The organism is Dialister succinatiphilus YIT 11850 (assembly GCF_000242435.1).
In the GTDB taxonomy this organism is placed as follows: domain Bacteria; phylum Bacillota; class Negativicutes; order Veillonellales; family Dialisteraceae; genus Dialister; species Dialister succinatiphilus.
On record NZ_JH591187.1, the window covers coordinates 625,966 to 643,474 of the forward strand.

The 17,509-nt window shown below is 48.2% G+C and carries 13 protein-coding genes and 1 riboswitch; of the genes, 10 read left to right on the forward strand and 3 right to left on the reverse strand.

The genetic code is table 11. The annotated features are described in order from the left end of the window. Positions 1–11: 11 nt before the first annotated feature. The gene (locus tag HMPREF9453_RS02635; RefSeq protein WP_008859018.1) at positions 12–1,343 is read left to right on the forward strand and encodes a uracil-xanthine permease family protein; all 1,332 of its coding nucleotides are present in this window, start codon (positions 12–14) and stop codon (positions 1,341–1,343) included. A 498-nt stretch (positions 1,344–1,841) separates the two neighbouring features. Here the strand turns inward: HMPREF9453_RS02635 and HMPREF9453_RS02640 are convergent, their stop codons facing one another. Then, entirely contained in the window at positions 1,842–4,634 is a 2,793-nt protein-coding gene (locus HMPREF9453_RS02640) for a heavy metal translocating P-type ATPase (protein WP_008859019.1), read from the reverse strand. A 243-nt stretch (positions 4,635–4,877) separates the two neighbouring features. Then, positions 4,878–6,617 carry an Rqc2 family fibronectin-binding protein gene (locus HMPREF9453_RS02645; RefSeq protein WP_008859020.1) on the reverse strand — a complete coding sequence of 580 codons (1,740 nt, stop codon included), beginning with the start codon at positions 6,615–6,617 and terminating at the stop codon, positions 4,878–4,880. Between the two features lie 271 nt (positions 6,618–6,888). Here HMPREF9453_RS02645 and dapF point away from each other — a divergent pair, with 271 nt between their 5' ends. Genes dapF through coaBC form a run of 6 tightly spaced genes read left to right on the forward strand, consistent with a single transcriptional unit; the run spans position 6,889 to position 11,014 of the window. Then, the gene (gene dapF / locus HMPREF9453_RS02650) at positions 6,889–7,722 is read left to right on the forward strand and encodes a diaminopimelate epimerase (protein ID WP_008859021.1); all 834 of its coding nucleotides are present in this window, start codon (positions 6,889–6,891) and stop codon (positions 7,720–7,722) included. Positions 7,723–7,747: 25 nt separating this feature from the next. Next, the gene (locus HMPREF9453_RS02655; protein ID WP_008859022.1) at positions 7,748–8,638 is read left to right on the forward strand and encodes a YicC/YloC family endoribonuclease; all 891 of its coding nucleotides are present in this window, start codon (positions 7,748–7,750) and stop codon (positions 8,636–8,638) included. A 13-nt stretch (positions 8,639–8,651) separates the two neighbouring features. Next, on the forward strand, positions 8,652–8,924 hold the full coding sequence (gene remA, locus HMPREF9453_RS02660) for an extracellular matrix/biofilm regulator RemA (protein WP_008859023.1): 273 nt from the start codon (positions 8,652–8,654) through the stop codon (positions 8,922–8,924). Positions 8,925–8,926: 2 nt separating this feature from the next. After that, positions 8,927–9,574: a guanylate kinase gene (gene gmk / locus HMPREF9453_RS02665; protein ID WP_008859024.1), complete on the forward strand. Its 648-nt coding sequence runs from the start codon at positions 8,927–8,929 to the stop codon at positions 9,572–9,574. Next, on the forward strand, positions 9,571–9,771 hold the full coding sequence (gene rpoZ / locus HMPREF9453_RS02670) for a DNA-directed RNA polymerase subunit omega (RefSeq protein WP_008859025.1): 201 nt from the start codon (positions 9,571–9,573) through the stop codon (positions 9,769–9,771). Before gmk ends, rpoZ begins: the two co-directional genes overlap by 4 nt. 40 nt (positions 9,772–9,811) lie before the next feature. Next, positions 9,812–11,014 carry a bifunctional phosphopantothenoylcysteine decarboxylase/phosphopantothenate--cysteine ligase CoaBC gene (gene coaBC / locus HMPREF9453_RS02675; protein WP_008859026.1) on the forward strand — a complete coding sequence of 401 codons (1,203 nt, stop codon included), beginning with the start codon at positions 9,812–9,814 and terminating at the stop codon, positions 11,012–11,014. Positions 11,015–11,116: 102 nt separating this feature from the next. On the opposite strand, the gene HMPREF9453_RS02680 is transcribed toward coaBC, so the two are convergent. After that, positions 11,117–11,770, reverse strand: a complete 654-nt coding sequence (locus HMPREF9453_RS02680; RefSeq protein WP_008859027.1) for a Crp/Fnr family transcriptional regulator — start codon at positions 11,768–11,770, stop codon at positions 11,117–11,119. 130 nt (positions 11,771–11,900) lie between these two features. On the opposite strand from HMPREF9453_RS02680, the gene hcp reads away from it, so the two are divergent. The 3 genes from hcp (at position 11,901) to priA (ending at position 17,505) form a co-directional block, all read left to right on the forward strand. Then, positions 11,901–13,529, forward strand: coding sequence for a hydroxylamine reductase (gene hcp / locus HMPREF9453_RS02685; RefSeq protein ID WP_008859028.1), 1,629 nt, complete (start codon positions 11,901–11,903; stop codon positions 13,527–13,529). A 162-nt stretch (positions 13,530–13,691) separates the two neighbouring features. Continuing rightward, positions 13,692–13,797: riboswitch (SAM riboswitch) on the forward strand. 66 nt (positions 13,798–13,863) lie between these two features. Continuing rightward, a complete protein-coding gene (gene metK, locus HMPREF9453_RS02690; RefSeq protein WP_008859029.1) occupies positions 13,864–15,048 on the forward strand; it encodes a methionine adenosyltransferase in 1,185 nt (394 codons plus the stop codon). A 78-nt stretch (positions 15,049–15,126) separates the two neighbouring features. Continuing rightward, a complete protein-coding gene (gene priA, locus HMPREF9453_RS02695) occupies positions 15,127–17,505 on the forward strand; it encodes a replication restart helicase PriA (protein WP_008859030.1) in 2,379 nt (792 codons plus the stop codon). Positions 17,506–17,509: the final 4 nt, after the last annotated feature.

Below are 17,509 nucleotides of genomic sequence, written 5' to 3' on the forward strand. Positions count from 1 at the left end.
GGTTTCTGACCATGAAAACAAATGACCCCATTTACCAGCTGAAGGGTGAAATTTCTGTCCGCAAGGCAGTGCCCTTCGGCCTGCAGCATGTGCTGGCCATGTTTGTGGCCAACATTGCGCCTATCCTTATCGTAGCAGGAGCCGTGAAAATGTCGCCGGAAGAGTCCGGTGCCCTGGTGCAGTCCGCCATGATTGTGGCAGGCCTGGGCTCTCTTCTGCAGATGTTTCCGCTGTGGCGGCTTGGGAGCGGCCTTCCCATCATTATGGGTATCAGCTTCACCTTCGTATCGGTGGCCTGCGTCATTGGTACAAAGTACGGCTACGGCGCCGTACTGGGGGCAGCCCTTATCGGCGGTGTGCTGGAAGGGATTCTTGGCCTTGGAGCCACCTGGTGGAAAAGATTTGTGCCGCCTATTGTATCTGCTTCCGTAGTGACGGCCATCGGGTTTTCCCTTCTTCCCATTGGGGCCAATTCCTTTGGCGGCGGCTTTGGCGCTCCCGATTTCGGCGATGCGAAATATCTCATTGTAGGTTCCATTACCCTGGTTTCCTGCCTGATTTTTAACGTGAAGGCCCATTCTTTCTATAAGCAGCTCTCCGTTCTTTTTGGTCTGGTAGTAGGTTATGCAGCTGCCTATTTCTACGGCATGGTGGATTTGTCCCGTATCAGCCAGGTATCTATTATTTCCGTTCCCTCCATTCTTCCGGTTCCCCTGGAATTTCATGCTGATGCGATTTTTTCGATTTTCCTTATTTTTCTTGTTTCTGCCACCGAGACCCTGGGTGATACCAGTGCCCTGGCAGCCATGGGTTTTGGCAGGACACCCACCAACAGGGAAGTCTCCGGCTCCATTGCAGTGGATGGCTTCATTTCAAGCCTGTCATCCCTTTTCGGCTGCATGCCTATTACTTCCTTCAGCCAGAACGTAGGCCTCATTGCCATGACTCACGTGGTAAACCGTAAAGCTATCGGCTGTGGTGCGGTTATCATGATTCTTGCAGGCCTCATTCCCGCTCTTGGCGTCATTCTGGCTTCCCTGCCCAATGCGGTGCTGGGCGGCTGCACCCTCATGATGTTTGGTTCTATTGTGGTGAGCGGTGTCCGTATGCTGGGGGACTGCGGTTATTCCCAGAGAAATATGAGCATTGCCGCCCTTTCCCTTTCCATCGGCTTGGGATTTACCCAGACACCCCAGATTTTCCACATTTTCCCCGATCTTTTCCGCAGTGTATTCGCTGACAACTGTGTGGCTGTAGTCTTCATTGTGGCCATGGTATTGAATCTGGTATTCCCGAAAGATAAGGAAAAAGATGAGGGAGATAAGCCGGAAATCGTGGAGTAGGACTTTTGCTGACACGCCCTTTCGGGCGTGAGGGTTGACGGCCCTTCGGGCCGAAGTTTGGCGCGCCTATGGCGCGAGGGTTCTTGGGTTTGACAGCGGCTCCGCCGCTGAGGGTTCTGGTAGGTGCCCTTCAAAAGAAGGGGCGCCAGTTTGGAATAAACCTTTATAACCGGGCTTTCGCCCGGGGAAAACAGGCAAACCGCCCTGCGGGCGAAGGGGAAGCCCCCTTTGGCGGCTGATTCACCGTAATACTGCCCTCGCTGATGAATCCAAAGTTATGATTTTTGCCCGCTGCCCTCCATGTCAAGGCAGCTTCGAACCGCCATAGGTTTTATTAAAAAATTTCTCATCAAAAAACAGCTGTGAAAAATGTTTCATCATTTTCACAGCTGTTTTTATTTGACTATTTTACCAGCTCACTAGTCCACTAGCCCACTAGTCCACCAGCTCACTAGCTCACTAGTCAACCAGCTCACTAGTCCACCAGCTCACTGCCATTCATAGTTTCATCCGAAGGAGACGTACGGAGTAGAGGATGCAGAGGAGGGTGACGCCGGTGTCTGCAAACACGGCTACCCACATATTGGCATAGCCCAGAAGGCCCATAATCATAACGGCGATTTTGACGAAGAGGGCGAAGGCCACGTTCTGCCAGGCCGTGGAAATGACTTTTCGGGACAGTTTGATGGCCTGGGGGATGGCATGGACGTCGGAATTGAGGAAAACCACATCGGCTGCTTCAATGGCGGCGTCAGCGCCGCTTCCCATGGCGGCCCCTGCATCAGCACCGGCAAGAACAGGGGCATCATTGATACCGTCTCCTACGAAGAGCACGGATCCTTCCTTCCTGCGCAGGTCTTTCATAATGGAAAGTTTATCCTGAGGAAGAAGGCCGGCATATACTTTAGAAATGCCTGCTTTTTCTGCCACGGCTTCTGCGCTTTTCCGGTTATCACCGGTCAGCATAATTGGCGTAACGCCCAATTTTTTGATTTCGCTGATGGAAGAAAAGGCATCTTCCTTCAGTGCATCAGATATGGTGATACATCCCAGAAGGCTTCCTTCCTTTGCCATATACACCACGGTGCCTTCTCCATGAAGCGCATCCAGTTCCTGTTCGGAAATGCCGGCCTTTGCCATGAGGCTTCTGTTTCCGGCATAAACGGATTTCCCATCCACCATGCCTTCCACACCAAGGCCAGCCGTTTCATGAAGATTTTCTACATGACACAGGGGGAGATCCTTTGCATGGGCAGCTTCAACAATGGATTTTCCAATGGGGTGGGTGGAGTAGATTTCACAGGAAGCGGCCAGGGAAAGAATGTCTTCTTTCTTATATTTCCCATAGGGAATGATGGAGCGGACTTTGAATTTTCCTTCTGTAATGGTGCCTGTTTTATCCATGACAGCTGCTTTGATTTTGGCAATCACTTCCATCACTGTGTCGCCCTTAAAGAGAATGCCATCTTTGGAAGCTCTTCCTATGCCTGCAAAGAAAGCCAGAGGAACGGAAATGACAAGGGCGCAGGGGCAGGAAATAACCAGGAAGGTGAGGGCAGTATAAATCCATTTTTCCCAGTCAGCGCCAAAGAAAAGGGGAGGGACCACAGCCGTCAGCAGGGCGGCTGCTACGACGGCGGGCGTATAAATTCTGGAAAAACGGGTAATGAAGCGGTCAATCTTCGGCTTACTGGCCACTGCATTTTCCATGGAATCCAGAATACGGCTGACCATGGATTCGGAAAGAATCTTCATGACCTGGATTTTAATGGTACCGGTCATATTCACGCAGCCCGAGTCTACATGGCTGCCTTCTTTGGCAGTTACTGGTTTCGGCTCGCCGGTAATAGCAGATGTATCGATTTCCGTACTTCCTTCCACAATCAGTCCGTCCAGGGGGATACGGTCGCCGGGGCGGACCAGAAGGATATCGCCCACTCTGGCATCTTCCGCCGGAAGTGTTTCCATCTTATCCCCGGTTATGCGGTGAACCACCTCGGGACGAAGGTCTACAGCCGCCATAATCTGGCTGCGGCTTCTGTCGCTGGCCAGGTCCTGCAGATATTCACCGATGCGGTAGAAGAACATGACGCCCACAGCTTCAGGATATTCCTGTATGCCGAAGGCTCCCAGGGTGGCAATGGTCATGAGGAAAGTTTCATCGAAGAATTCCCCATGGGTCACATTTTTCAGGGCTGTCCATACAATGGGGCCGCCTAGAATAAGGTAGGAAATAAAGAACAGCATGTTTCCGTACAGTTCCGGCATAGCCAAAGCCTCGACAGGATGATAGTGGAACAGCATGCCCAGAACGAAGAAAAAGCCGCCAATCCAAAGCTGTCCTTCTTCTGTGAATATTTTTTTGTAAAAAGGAATATCCTCTGTCTTTGGAGAAATTGATGTTTTTGGGGGACGTACTTTCTTTTTGATTTCCGTAGGCGATTCCACTTCATTGCACTTTTCTGTAAGCTCCGGAATCAGGCTGTCCGGATCCTCTGCGGTGAGTTTCATGGTTTTGGTGGCATAGGAAATGGAAGCGGAGAGAACACCGGGCTGGCGGTTAATCAGCTTTTCCAGCTTCAATGCGCAGGCGGCGCAGTCCAGAGTAGGAATCTCATAAGTTTCCGTCCGGTAATTGGACTTATCTTTTGGCGGAACGATACCGACCGATTCATCTACGCTCCGGCATACAGCAAGGACTTCCTTCAAAAGGGTATCGGGGTCCTCTTTGGAAATGATGCGCAGTTCCTTATTGCGGAAGGAAATGGCCGCAAAGAAAACAGAAGGCATTTCCCGAATCTTCCCTTCCATTTTAGCGGCGCATTCCATGCAGTCCAGATGCTCCATATGGTAAAGGGAGCGGTGGTAGGTTTTTCCAAGGAAATCACAGCGGCAGCTGTCAAGGCTTTTCCCACAGATGTCGCAGTCCTCTTCCTCTACACAGGCAGAACAGTGGCAGTTCGGCATGTGGCCTTTTTGATGATGGATTCCTTTATCATGGAAATGGCCGAAGGCCCGCCGTTCGTCGGCATCAATGGCCTTCTCGTCTTCCATAATATCTTTTTCGTTCGCTTTATACCTGGCCATTTCAGGATCATGGGAATGGTCGTGATGAAGGGGCTCTTCTTCATGGTGGTGGTCATGACCGCAGCAGCCATGATGATGGCTCTCCTCTCCTTCATTCTCACTTCCGGAATCATCTTCATGAACATGACTTTCTTCGTGATGCTGGTGATGGCAGTGGCAGCAGCCGCAGTTATGGGCATGCACTGTTTCTTCTTTTTTATTCATAGGGTTTCCTCCTTACAGATATAGGATACAGGGTTCTTTCTTTATCTGATTTTAGCATCGCCGCAATATAGAGTAAACCGTTCATGAAAAACACTTTAAAAATTCAAGTGATAAGCAGGACCATATAAAAGCAGCGCCCTTGAAAGAAAAAGAGCGCTGCTTTTGTATTCCATCCCAGGTCATTGAGAACACCGCCGCATTGGTGCCTTTAGGCAGGGGGACTCAAAAAATTTTCTGTATTTTTTATTCATTTTCCTTCACATTTTCCGGTACTACGGTCAGTGTTTTCTGGTGGGTATAGTTCACCAGCCCCGGCGGGCCTCCGGGAATTTTCTTCACATAGCGGATAAGGGTATAGTCCACATCCACCTTACCGGAATCTCTTCCTTTGCTGTTCCAGGCGGCCAGGGCGGCAGCCTTCACCAGGGTGTCTTCAGGAATGGTATCACCGGATGCTTCAATCACTACATGGGAACCGGGAATGGCTTTGGCATGGAGCCATACATCGGTTTTTGCCGCCTTATGCAGGGTGAGATATTCATTCTTTGTATTACTGGTGCCAAACCATACCCGAAAACCGTCAATCATACGGTTTTCTATCTGGGGGGCCTGGGATTTTTTATTCGATTTCCCAGATTTTTTCCTTTGTCCCTGCTTTCTATCAATACCCAGATTCTTCAGCTCTTCCTTTAATGCTTCCAGTTCCTGTTTGGTGGTAACCTGTTCGGCAAAGTAAAGAGTATCATTCAGATAGGTAAGTCGTTTATCGCATTCGTCCAGCTTTTCCTTTCCGATGGCAGTCCTTGTTTTCATTTTATTGTATTTCTTGAAATACATCTGGCTGTTGGCGGAAACGGAAAGAAGGGGGTTCACCGGTATGGTCTCATCTTCCGGCGGATCTTTGAACAGATTGGAAAGGGTAAGGGAAGTCCGGTGGTTGATTTTTTCATAGGCATAGATGGAAAGGAGGGTGCCCCAGAGCTTGTACTGGTCCATACGGGACGTTTCTTCCATTTCTTCTCCTATTTTTCTTTTCTTTCTTTCTTCTCTTTTAATAAGAGTATGAAGCTGCTTTTTGTAGTCCTGTACAGCCTGACTGATGGAACCGGCTCCGCTTTCCGCCTCTTTTTCTATAAAGGGGAGGACATCTGCTTTTTCCGGCTCCTGCTTCATCATGTGAAGAGGAACGGGGCTGGCAGATTTCTTTCCTTTTTCATTCTTATATATATATAGGACATCGGATTTGGCAATGGCCGAGGAAAGAGCACACAGGGCGGTGACTACACGATTTTCTTCCTCTTCGGTCATGGAAGAAAGAGAGAGGTCGGCAGGCACCCTGCTTTCATGGGCCAGTTCGTCTGCTAGGTAACGGGAAAAACCGTTAAACTTGGAAAAGAGCCAGCTGTCTAAAGGGATGTCTTCATTTTTGGAAAAATCCAGAATGTTTTTTATTTCTGCTTTGTTAAATTTCATGAAATCCATGCGGGCAGAGCGTCCCGGAAGACTGTAGGTCTCTCCAGGCACCAGGAGACGGTCCAGCTTTTTGCCCCGGAGACAGGCATCTATGATTGTATTTCCTTCCGTAAGAACTATGTTGGGGGAAGCAGGGAGAAGTTCCACCCAGAGGGTGCGGGTCACGATTTCACTGCCTGCTTCGATACGGTCAAAGGAAAGAGATACGACCCGGTCCATATCTGCCTGTTCGATTCTGGACAGGCGGCTCCCTTCCAGATATTTTCTGAGGGTCATACAGAAGGTCTGGGAAGGGGAGTACTGCTTCCTGTTTTTTGCCCTGCCCGTAAGGTAAAGAAGAGGCGGATTATAGGTGTTGATGATAAGACTTACAATATCTCCGTCCTGGCAGAAAAGCTCTAAATCCATAATGCGGTTATCTATCTGGTGCACCTGCCGTACCTGACAGGAATCCAGCTTTTCTTTGAGTTTTTTTACAATCATATATAATACAGCGCTGTCTATCTGCATGATTTCCTCCTGCATAAGCGTTTAAAGATAAATAGTTATGGTTTAAGTATATCATACTTGAAGGGTCCTGGTGCGGCAGGAACAGGGGATTTCAGCTCTGCCCTTTTAGGGCAGGTATAGGCGCTGCCTTTGGAAGAAAATACCGGGCGTTCCCTGTATAAACAGGAACAGGCTGATTCCTGTGGTTGATAGAGACGTGACAGGAATGGTAAAATATAGATTCAGAATCAGAAAATCTTCATTCATATACAGCTATAAGCAAGGAGGAATTATGCATTTTGTAAAATGGCAGGCCTTGGGCAATGATTTTGTTTTTGTCAATGGCTTTAAGGAAAAACTGGAAGAAGTCACAAAGCATACAAAAGAAATCTGCGATCGTCACTTCGGCATCGGCGCTGATGGTATTATATTTGTTCTCCCTTCTGATAAGGCCGATTTAAAGATGCGGATTTTTAATTCCGACGGTTCAGAAGCAGAAATGTGCGGCAATGGTATCCGCGCTTTTGCCAAGTGGGCCCACGAACTGGGACTGGTGAAGGAAAAACGGATTTCCGTGGAAACCGGTGCCGGTATCCTTTATCCGGAAATACTGGATAATGGCATGGTACGGGTAGACATGGGGTGCCCCCATTTGGATGCTAAAGAAATTCCGGCAGAAGGTTTCGGCGAAGGTCCTATTATAAATCAAACGCTGGCCAATGAGAAAAATGGAAAATCCTACCAGGTTACCTGCGTGTCCATGGGGAATCCCCATTGTGTTATTTTTGTTGATGATGCAGAAGCTGTTCCGGTCACGGAGGAAGGCCCCAACCTGGAAACAGACCCTCATTTCCCAAAGAAGACCAATGTAGAATTTGTAGAACAGCTTTCTCCAAACCATCTCAGGATGCGGGTGTGGGAAAGAGGCGCCGGCGTGACTCTGGCCTGCGGCACCGGTACCTGTGCCACTGTGGCAGCCGCTATTTTAAACGGCCGGGTTTCCGGCGGTGCTGACGTAACCCTGGATGGCGGACAGCTTCATATCGAATGGGACGGAAATCCCAAAGACCATATCTTTATGACTGGTCCTGCAGAAAAAGTATTTGAAGGAGACTATCTGCTGTAATTCATCATAAATGGAGGCATTGCATATGAACAGCATGACCGGCTACGGACGAGGCAGCGCAGAAAATGGACGGGGCATCGTGACAGCAGAGCTGAAATCGGTGAACAGCCGTTTTTTGGAAATTAATATGAGAAGCGACCATTTCTCTGCTTTCCTGGAAGACAGGGCATCCCGGAAAATCAAAGAAGCCCTGCATCGTGGTAAAGTGACCGTTTACCTTTCTTTCCAGCCTTCTGCAGAAGGAAGAAATCTGAAGGTAGTACTGGACAGGAATCTTCTGGAAGCCTATGCAGCCGCTTTAACGGAAGGCCGGCGTATGAAGGGACTGAAAAACAGAAAACCTTCTATTTCCGATCTTCTAACCCTGCCGGAACCTTTTCTCCATGTAGAAAAAGAAGTCCTGTCCGATGAAGAGCTGGCGCCTCTGGTGGACGAAGCCATGGAGAAGGCGCTGACTGAACTCACAGGCATGCGGGCAAGGGAAGGGGCCAACTTGAAGAAGGACCTGGAAAAACGAATTTCTTTCCTTAAAGAAAAGAGAGAATTCCTTTTATCCCGGCAGGATGATGCGGCCCGGGCCTATGAGGAAAGGCTGAAAGAGAGAATCAATAAAATCCTTGAAGACAGGAACCTTTCCATAGATGAGGGGAGAGTACTGGAAGAGGTGGCTCTTTTTTCAGAGAAGGCTGACTATACGGAAGAAGTTGTGCGTTTTGGAAGCCACCTGGACCAGTTCAGTCATATCCTTGAAAGCAATGAGCCTTCAGGCAGAAAACTTGATTTTCTCCTCCAGGAAATCAACAGGGAAGTCAATACAACCGCTTCAAAAGCCAGTGACACCGAAGTGGTTGACTGTGTTATAATAATCAAGACAGAACTCGAAAAAATACGCGAGCAAGTCCAAAATATTGAATAAGGAGCTATCAAAAGTGGGTTTTTCTTTAATTAATATCGGTTTTGGCAATATGGCGGCGGCAGCCAGGGTTATGGCTATCATCAGTCCGGAATCAGCACCGGTTAAACGTATGATCCAGGACTGCCGGGACAGAGGCGAACTGATCGATGCCACCTATGGCAGAAAAACAAGGGCTGTTCTCATTATGGACAGCGGACAGATTATCCTTTCTGCCGTACAGCCTGAAACCATTTCTCACAGATTGACCAATAAGGATACAGTCATTAACGAAGGATCGGACGATTAATCATGGATACAAAGAAGAAAGATGAGGGAATTCTGCTGGTGGTGTCAGGCCCCAGCGGTGCCGGGAAGGGAACCATCTGCAGTGCCATTCGTTCCATTTATCCCAATCTCCATTATTCTGTTTCTATGACCACCAGAGAGCCCCGTAAGGGAGAGGTGGAAGGGGAAAGCTACTATTTCCGGACCAATGAGCAGTTTGAAGAACTCATCAAGGAAGATGCTTTTCTGGAATATGCCAGGGTTTATGACCATTACTACGGCACGCCGAAAAAATATGCCCTGGATTTGATTAATGAGGGGAAATCGGTACTTCTTGAAATCGATATCCAGGGAGCCATGCAGGTGAAGAAGCGCTATCCCAAGGGCGTTTTCATCTATATCGTCCCGCCGTCCCTTAAAATTCTCTCCGGCCGTCTCCATGATCGCGGAACCGATTCGGAGGAAGTCATCCAAAAACGTCTCTCCCAGATTACCAGCGAACTGGCCATGGCCCATCAGTATGATTACATCGTGGTGAATGATATACTGAAAGATGCGGTGCATAAGACCTGCTCCATTCTGGAAGCGGAGAAATGTAAACTGTCCCGCAATGAAGGACAGATTGAAACCATTTTCAAACAATATATCAATAAGGAGGTACCTTTAAAATGATGTGTTTTCCATCCATTGACAGCCTTGTGAAGAAAGTAGATTCCAAGTATACCTTGGTTACCCTGGCAGCGGACAGGGCCCGTGAGCTGACCGATGGCCAGCCTCCGCTGATTCCTGATGCAAAGAACAAGAAACCGGTGACTGTGGCACTGGAAGAAATTTACAAGGATAAGATTACCTACAGCTTTGATAAATAACAGACTTTGAGGAAACAGGATTTCCGGGAAGGATTTGTAAATGTTTGAAAATAAACATATTGTGGTAGGCGTCTGCGGCGGCATTGCTGCCTATAAAGCAGCCGGCCTGGTCAGCCATTTAAGACAGGCCGGTGCCGACGTGCACTGCATTATGACCGCCAATGCGGCCAAGCTGGTTACCCCCATTACCTTTGGCGAACTGTCCGGCAACGATGTGACGGTTGATATGTTTGCCAATATCTATAAATGGGATGTGGAGCATATTGCATTGGCCCGCATGGCTGATGTATTCGTCATTGCTCCGGCCACTGCCGATATCATCGGTAAAGTGGCAAACGGTATTGCAGACGACATGCTTTCTACCACCGTCATGGCCACGAAGGCCAAAGTGATTTTCGTGCCGTCCATGAATACCAATATGTATGAAAATCCCATTGTACAGGAAAACATGGCTAAACTCCGTGCTCACGGCTATCTCTTCGTAGAACCGGAATCAGGACATCTGGCCTGCAACACCAATGGAAAAGGCCGTTTCCCTAAACTGGAATCCATTATGGATGCTGTAGAAAAGGCACTCTTCGGCAAAGGCCTCCTGAAGGGTAAAAAGATAATCGTCAGTGCCGGCGGCACTCAGGAAGCCATCGATCCTGTCAGGTACATCAGCAATCGTTCCAGCGGACGCATGGGCTATGCCATTGCCCGGGCAGCTGCCATGGAGGACGCTGATGTGACTCTGGTAAGCTGCACTACGGCACTTCCTGTTCCTTCAGGTGTTAAGATAGAATACGTCCGTGATGCCCGGGAACTCTGCCGTGCCATGAATTCCCATTTTGATGACTGCGATGCCGCCATCATGGCAGCAGCTGTGTCCGATTATCGCCCCAAGGTGCAGGCCACCCAGAAAATCAAAAAAGAGTCCCATGATGTTCTGAACATTGAGCTGACCCAAAACCCTGATATTCTTTATGGTCTGGGGCAGAAAAAGAAAGGCCAGTTCCTTGTAGGCTTTGCTGCAGAAACGAATGATGTCATAGAGCACGGCAAAGAAAAGCTGAAAAGGAAAAATCTGGATATGCTGGTGGCCAATGATGTGGCCATGCCTGGCGCCGGTTTCAATGTACCCACCAATATTGCTTCCCTTCTTTATAAAGACGGTACCATGGAACAGTATCCGAAAATGACAAAGGATGAACTGGGTCACATTATCGTTGAAAAAATTTCTGAAGGCTTGAAACAGCAGTAATAACTGAAAAAAGTGAAAAAAGCGCCGTTTTCTGCGGCGTTTTTTTCGTGGATAGAATAGAGGCAATAGGGCTATGGGAAATGCAGGCGGAAATTTTTTCTTCTATTTTTGAAGGATATGGCATTTTCTTCCCTGCAGGGTAATTAAACCGTCTTTTTCCATGGCCCTTAATTCCCGGGAAAGAGCGCTTCGGTTGGCACAGATATATTCAGCCATGTCCTCCCTGGAAAAAGGAATGGTGAAATCACAGCTTCCTGCTTTTTCCGCTTCCATGGAAAGAAAGCACTGGATTTTTGCTCTGAGGGATTTTCTGGAAATCACATTGATTTTCCTCATGAGTTCCTGGCTTTTGGAAGTCATCATGGCTATGAGATTTTTAATAAACACAAGCACATCTCCATCTCCCGCATGACGGAGGAGACGGTCATAGGGGATAAAAAGCACTTCCGCTTCCTCCTGGGCATAAAAAGTGACAGAAGAAGCAGGATGAGGAGAACAGGCAAAATTTTCTCCAAACAGTTCTCCTCGGCCCATGCGTACCAGAATATCCTTTTCTCCCCACAGGTCTTCCCTGATCATATATACATGACCGGAAAGGATAAGGCCTATGCTGCGGATGATTTCATTCTCTTCATAAATATAATTGCCTTTTTTGAAATTCCTGATATAGCAGCCGGCAGTGAGAAGTATTTCCCGAATACGGCTTTCTTCCATATCCCTGAAAAGGGGAAGCCCTTCATAATTTTTATGATTCATGGCAGCCTCCTTAAAAAATATTCTTTTTTTATCATTATATCTATTTTATGTTGCGGCGGCAACAATATAGCTTATAGGTATTTCGTATAATAAAAGTATCAATTCTTTATTTTACATGAGGAGGAAATCAATGGAAAATCAGATGTTTTGCTATCAGTGCCAGGAAACCGCAGGCGGCAGGGGATGCACCATTCAGGGGATGTGCGGAAAATCGGCCCGTACCGCCCATCTGCAGGATGTACTTATTTATGTGACCAAAGGCCTTTCCGAAGTCTCCTCCGCATGCCGGCGGAAAGGGACTACGGTGCCTGACCATGTGGCCCATCTGATTGAAGATAATCTCTTCGTCACCATTACCAATGCCAACTTTGATGATACCATGATTGAAGAAAGAATACAGAAAACAGCAGCGGTGAAGGAGGAGCTTCTCCGTTTACTGCCGGATCAGTCCTCTCTTTCTGATGCTGCTCTCTGGAAGCCTTCTGATGGTTCCTATGACAATCCGGAAATTGGCGTACTTTCCGAAAAAGACGAAAATATCCGGTCTCTTCGTGAGCTCATTACCTATGGCTTGAAAGGTCTTTCCGCTTACCTGCGCCATGCAAGGGTTCTTCATAAGGAATCTAGGGAAATCAATGATTTTCTTGAAGATACACTGGCCCGTCTTTTGGATAAGCACCTTTCCGTAGATGACCTTTTCGCCCTGACCATGAAAACCGGCGAATACGGCGTTAAGGGCATGGCTCTTCTGGATGAGGCCAATACGTCAGCCTATGGACAGCCGGAAATCACAAAGGTGGATATCGGTGTACGCAGCAATCCGGGCATTCTCATTTCCGGTCATGACCTGAAAGATTTAGAGATGCTTCTGGAACAGACTGAGGGGACCGGTGTAGACGTGTATACTCATGGGGAAATGCTCCCTGCCCATTACTATCCTTTCTTTAAAAAATACAGCCATTTTGCCGGAAACTACGGCAATGCATGGTGGAAACAGAGGGAGGAATTCGAATCCTTTAACGGTCCTATCCTCATGACCACCAACTGCGTGGTGCCTCCTAAGGACAGCTATAAAGGAAGACTTTGGACCACCGGTGTGGTTTCCTTCCCCGGCGCCGGCCATATTGATGAGAAAGACGGCAAAAAGGATTTCACTCCTATTATCCGTCAGGCCCTTTCCTGCAAGGGGCCGAAGGAAATCGAAAAAGGCTTTATTACCGGCGGTTTCGCCCATAACCAGGTGCTTGCTCTGGCAGATACGGTGGTGGAGGCAGTAAAGTCCGGCGCTATTAAGAAATTCATTGTCATGGCCGGCTGTGATGGAAGAGCAAGGAGCAGGGAATACTACCGTCAATTTGCAAAAGCTCTTCCTGCGGATACAGTGATTCTGACTGCCGGCTGTGCCAAGTATAAATATAACAAGCTGAATCTGGGAACCATCGGCGGCATTCCCCGGGTGCTGGATGCGGGGCAGTGCAATGATTCCTACAGTCTGGCCCTCATTGCCCTGAAGCTGAAGGAAGTTTTCAACCTTGACGATGTGAATGAACTCCCCATTGTTTATAATATTGCCTGGTATGAACAGAAGGCGGTCATCGTCCTTCTTGCCCTCCTTTCCCTGGGCGTAAAGAACATTCATCTGGGACCCACACTTCCGGCATTCCTTTCGCCGGCAGTGGTAAACGTACTGGTGGATAAATTCGGTATTGCCGGTATCACTACGGTGGAAGAAGATATGAAGATTTTCTTTGGAAAATAGGAAATAGCCAGGGAAAAGCAAAAGGAATGCAGGCTGCCTTCTGGGCCACCTCGGAAAAAGCACTGAAATTTTCAGTTTCCTTCGTTAACTCCTATGACCAAATAACAGTTAACTATTGCTAAAATAAAGAAATAACGGTATAATAGTACTCAAGTGAATAAAGACTCATCAAGAGCAGCTGAGGGATTTGGCCCGGGGACGCTGCAGCAACCATTCCTGAAAAAGGAACCGGTGCTAATTCCATCAGCATATTGCTGGCAGATGAGAGGATAGGCTCTCCCTGCGGAGAGCCGTTTTTTATTATATTTTCACATTTCAAGTGAGGAGGACTTATATGTCTAAGAAAGTATTATTTACATCAGAATCCGTTACGGAAGGTCATCCTGATAAAATTGCCGATCAGATTTCTGATGCTATTCTTGATGCCATCCTGGCCCAGGATCCCAATGGCCGTGTGGCCTGCGAGACCATTGTAACCACCGGTCAGGTCCATGTATTTGGTGAAATTACCACCACCGCCTATGTACCTATTCCCCAGGTTATCAGAAAGACCATTAACGATATAGGATACACCGATGCCCGTTATGGCTTTGACGGCGAAAGCGTCGGCATTAACGTGGCCATTGACGAACAGTCTCCCGATATTGCCATGGGCGTCAACCAGTCTCTGGAAGCCAAGGAAAAGAAAGCTGATAAATATGATATCGGTGCCGGCGACCAGGGCATGATGTTCGGCTACGCATCCAATGAAACGCCGGAATACCTGCCCATGCCGATTGCTCTGGCCCATCGGCTGGCACGGCGTCTGGCTGAAGTAAGAAAGAACGGAGACGTTCCTTATCTCCGTCCTGATGGAAAGACCCAGGTTACCGTGGAATATGACGATGGCAAACCGGTCCGCGTGGATACCGTAGTCATTTCCGCCCAGCATAACCCTGATGTTACTCATGAACAGATCGAGGAAGACATGATTAACAAGGTCATCAAGGCCACCATTCCTGCCAGGTTCCTTGATGAAAATACAAAATACCTTATCAACCCCACCGGCCGCTTTGTTATCGGCGGTCCCCAGGGCGATGCCGGCCTGACAGGCCGTAAGATCATTGTAGATACCTACGGCGGCATGGCTCGTCATGGCGGCGGCTGCTTCTCCGGCAAGGATCCCACAAAGGTAGACCGCAGTGCTGCCTACGCTGCCCGTTATGTGGCTAAGAACATTGTGGCAGCCGGCATTGCAGATAAATGTGAAATCGAACTGGCTTATGCCATCGGCGTAGCGGAACCGGTTTCCATCTTCGTTGATACCTTCGGCACCGGAAAAATTGATGATGAAAAAATCGTGGACCTTATCCGCCGGAACTTCGAACTTCGTCCTGCAGGCATTATCGATATGCTGAATCTCCGCCGTCCTATCTATAAGCAGACTGCTGCTTATGGCCATTTCGGAAGGACAGACATTGATCTTCCCTGGGAACACACTGACAAAGCAGATGTGCTCAGGAAAGAAGCAGGCCTCTGATTTCTTAAACAGCCAAAAATATGATAAAATAATGGATAGCCTTCGGGCTGTCCATTTTTTATTGGGAAGGAGCATCCTATGCAGGAAACCATTGCAGAAGTTCTGATTAACAGACCTTCCAAGCATCTGAATCGAACCTTTTCCTATCGTATTCCTGAAACCATGAAAGGGGCAGGTGTGGGCTGGCGCTGCGTAGTGAATTTTGCCAGACGGAAGGAAGAGGGAATTATTCTTTCCGTTCATGAAGAAGATACATCTCAGTTATCCTATAAACTTCTGGATATTCTGTCTCTGGTAGATTCCTTTCCCTGGTTTACTGATGAAATGATACGGACTGCCCTTTGGATTTCCTCCTATTATATGTGTACGCTCATCGATGCCCTCCGTCTCTTCTATATCGATAAGAAAGCAGTCAAAACTAAAATTACCTATACTGTGAACTGGGAAAAAATAGAGAAGGAACCGGTGGAGGACATAGAAGGACTGGTAGACCGGTCCGTGGACAGTCTGGATGATAAATCGGCGGCCCTCCTTTTTGGGGACAGGCTGATGGAATACGTGAAACAGAATTTTCTCATCAAAAAGGAAACCCTGGCAGCCGCTCATAAAATACCTCTGGAAAAATGGATTGTGCCGGACAGGGAGCTCACGGATAAAGAAAAGGGAAGGAGCCGAAAGCAGGCAGAACTTTCTGAATTTCTGAAGGCCCATGGTTCCCAGCCGGTGAGCAGGTTGAAGGAAAAGGGATTTTCCACTGCCCTTATTCATGCATTTCTTTTGAATGAATACGGCCATGCGGTCTATCATAGAAAGGAAACCTATTCTCTGATTACCCGGGAAGGGGAAAAGAAGGAAAAGACACTGACCGAAGAACAGGAGAAGGCAGTCAAAGCCCTGTGCGATTCCATAGATCGAAAGGCCTATGAAGGGTTTCTTCTAAAAGGGGTGACTGGGAGCGGGAAGACCGAGGTTTATCTCCAGGCTGCCCGTCACGCTCTGGAAGAAGGGGGATCCGCCCTCATTCTTGTGCCGGAAATCGCCCTCACCAGCCAGATGACTTCTTATTTTGCCTCCATCTTTGGAGATAAAGTAGTATTTATGCACAGCGGCCTCAGCAAAGGGGAGCGGTATAACAACCGTATGCGTATCATGAGCGGAGAGAGTCCCATTGTCATCGGCTCCCGATCCGCCATTTTCATGCCCTTCAAGAATCTAAGGCTCATTGTGGTGGATGAAGAATATGATACCTCCTATAAGCAGGGGGAAACTCCAAGGTATAACGGCCGGGACGCGGCTAAAGTCATGGCGGTCATTTATCACTGCCCTATTGTACTTGGCGCCGCCACTCCTTCCATAACCACCTATTATGCGGCCTGCCAGGGGAAAATCAGTCTCCTCACCATGAAGGAAAGGGTGTTCAAAACGCCGCTTCCTCAGATTCATGTATGTGATTTGAAGGAGAACCCGCCGATTGACAGAAGCGGTCTTATTTCTGCACCTTTAATCTCCCTTCTCCAGAAGACGATCCTTGAAAAGAATAAAGCCATTCTCCTTTTGAACCGGCGTGGATTTGCCACCACCCTTATGTGCTCTTCCTGCGGCCATGTGTTCAAATGTCCCAACTGCGATGTATCTCTGGTGTACCATAAGGAAATGAACCGGCTGGAGTGCCATTACTGCGAAACAGTGCACCCCCTTCCCGGAGAATGTCCTGTATGTCATGGCACCCGTATCCTCTACCTGGGGGCGGGTACGGAACGAATAGAAGAAGAGCTGGCTGATTTCCTGCCTGAGGCCAGAGTCAGAAGGTTTGACCTGGACAGTACCAGAAGGAAGAACAGTGCCAGGGAAATTCTGGATGATTTCAGACAGGGGAAATTTGATATACTTTTCGGCACCCAGATGGTGGCTAAAGGCCATGATATTCCCGGTGTGCAGACGGTAGGCATTCTTTCTGCCGACAGCATTCTGAATATTCCTTCCTATCTGGCGGCGGAACAGACTTTCAACCTCATTACACAATGTGCCGGAAGGGCCGGTCGGAGCAGGAAACAGGGAGAAGTGATTCTGCAGACCTATAACCCTTCCCACTATGTCATCCAATGCGCTGCGCGGCAGGATTATGAAAGCTTTTACAAACAGGAGCTTCGATATCGGAAACTTTTGGAATATCCGCCTTTTGCGAGACTTATGAAGATTACCTGCTTTAATGAAGATGAAAAAAAAGCAGACTCCCAGGCCGCCAGGATTCACAGCTGGCTTCAAAGCGTCATTCCCCGGCTTTCGGGAAATGTAAAGTGCACGGCCCCTTTCAGTGAACCTATCAAGCGTGTTCGAAATCTCTACTACATATCTATTCTTGTCAAGGGCAAAAGTCTTACCTCTTTAAAAAACGCCATGCGCGGGACGCCCCTGTTTGAGGAAAATGATATAATTATAGATGTAGATCCTTTATAAAAGG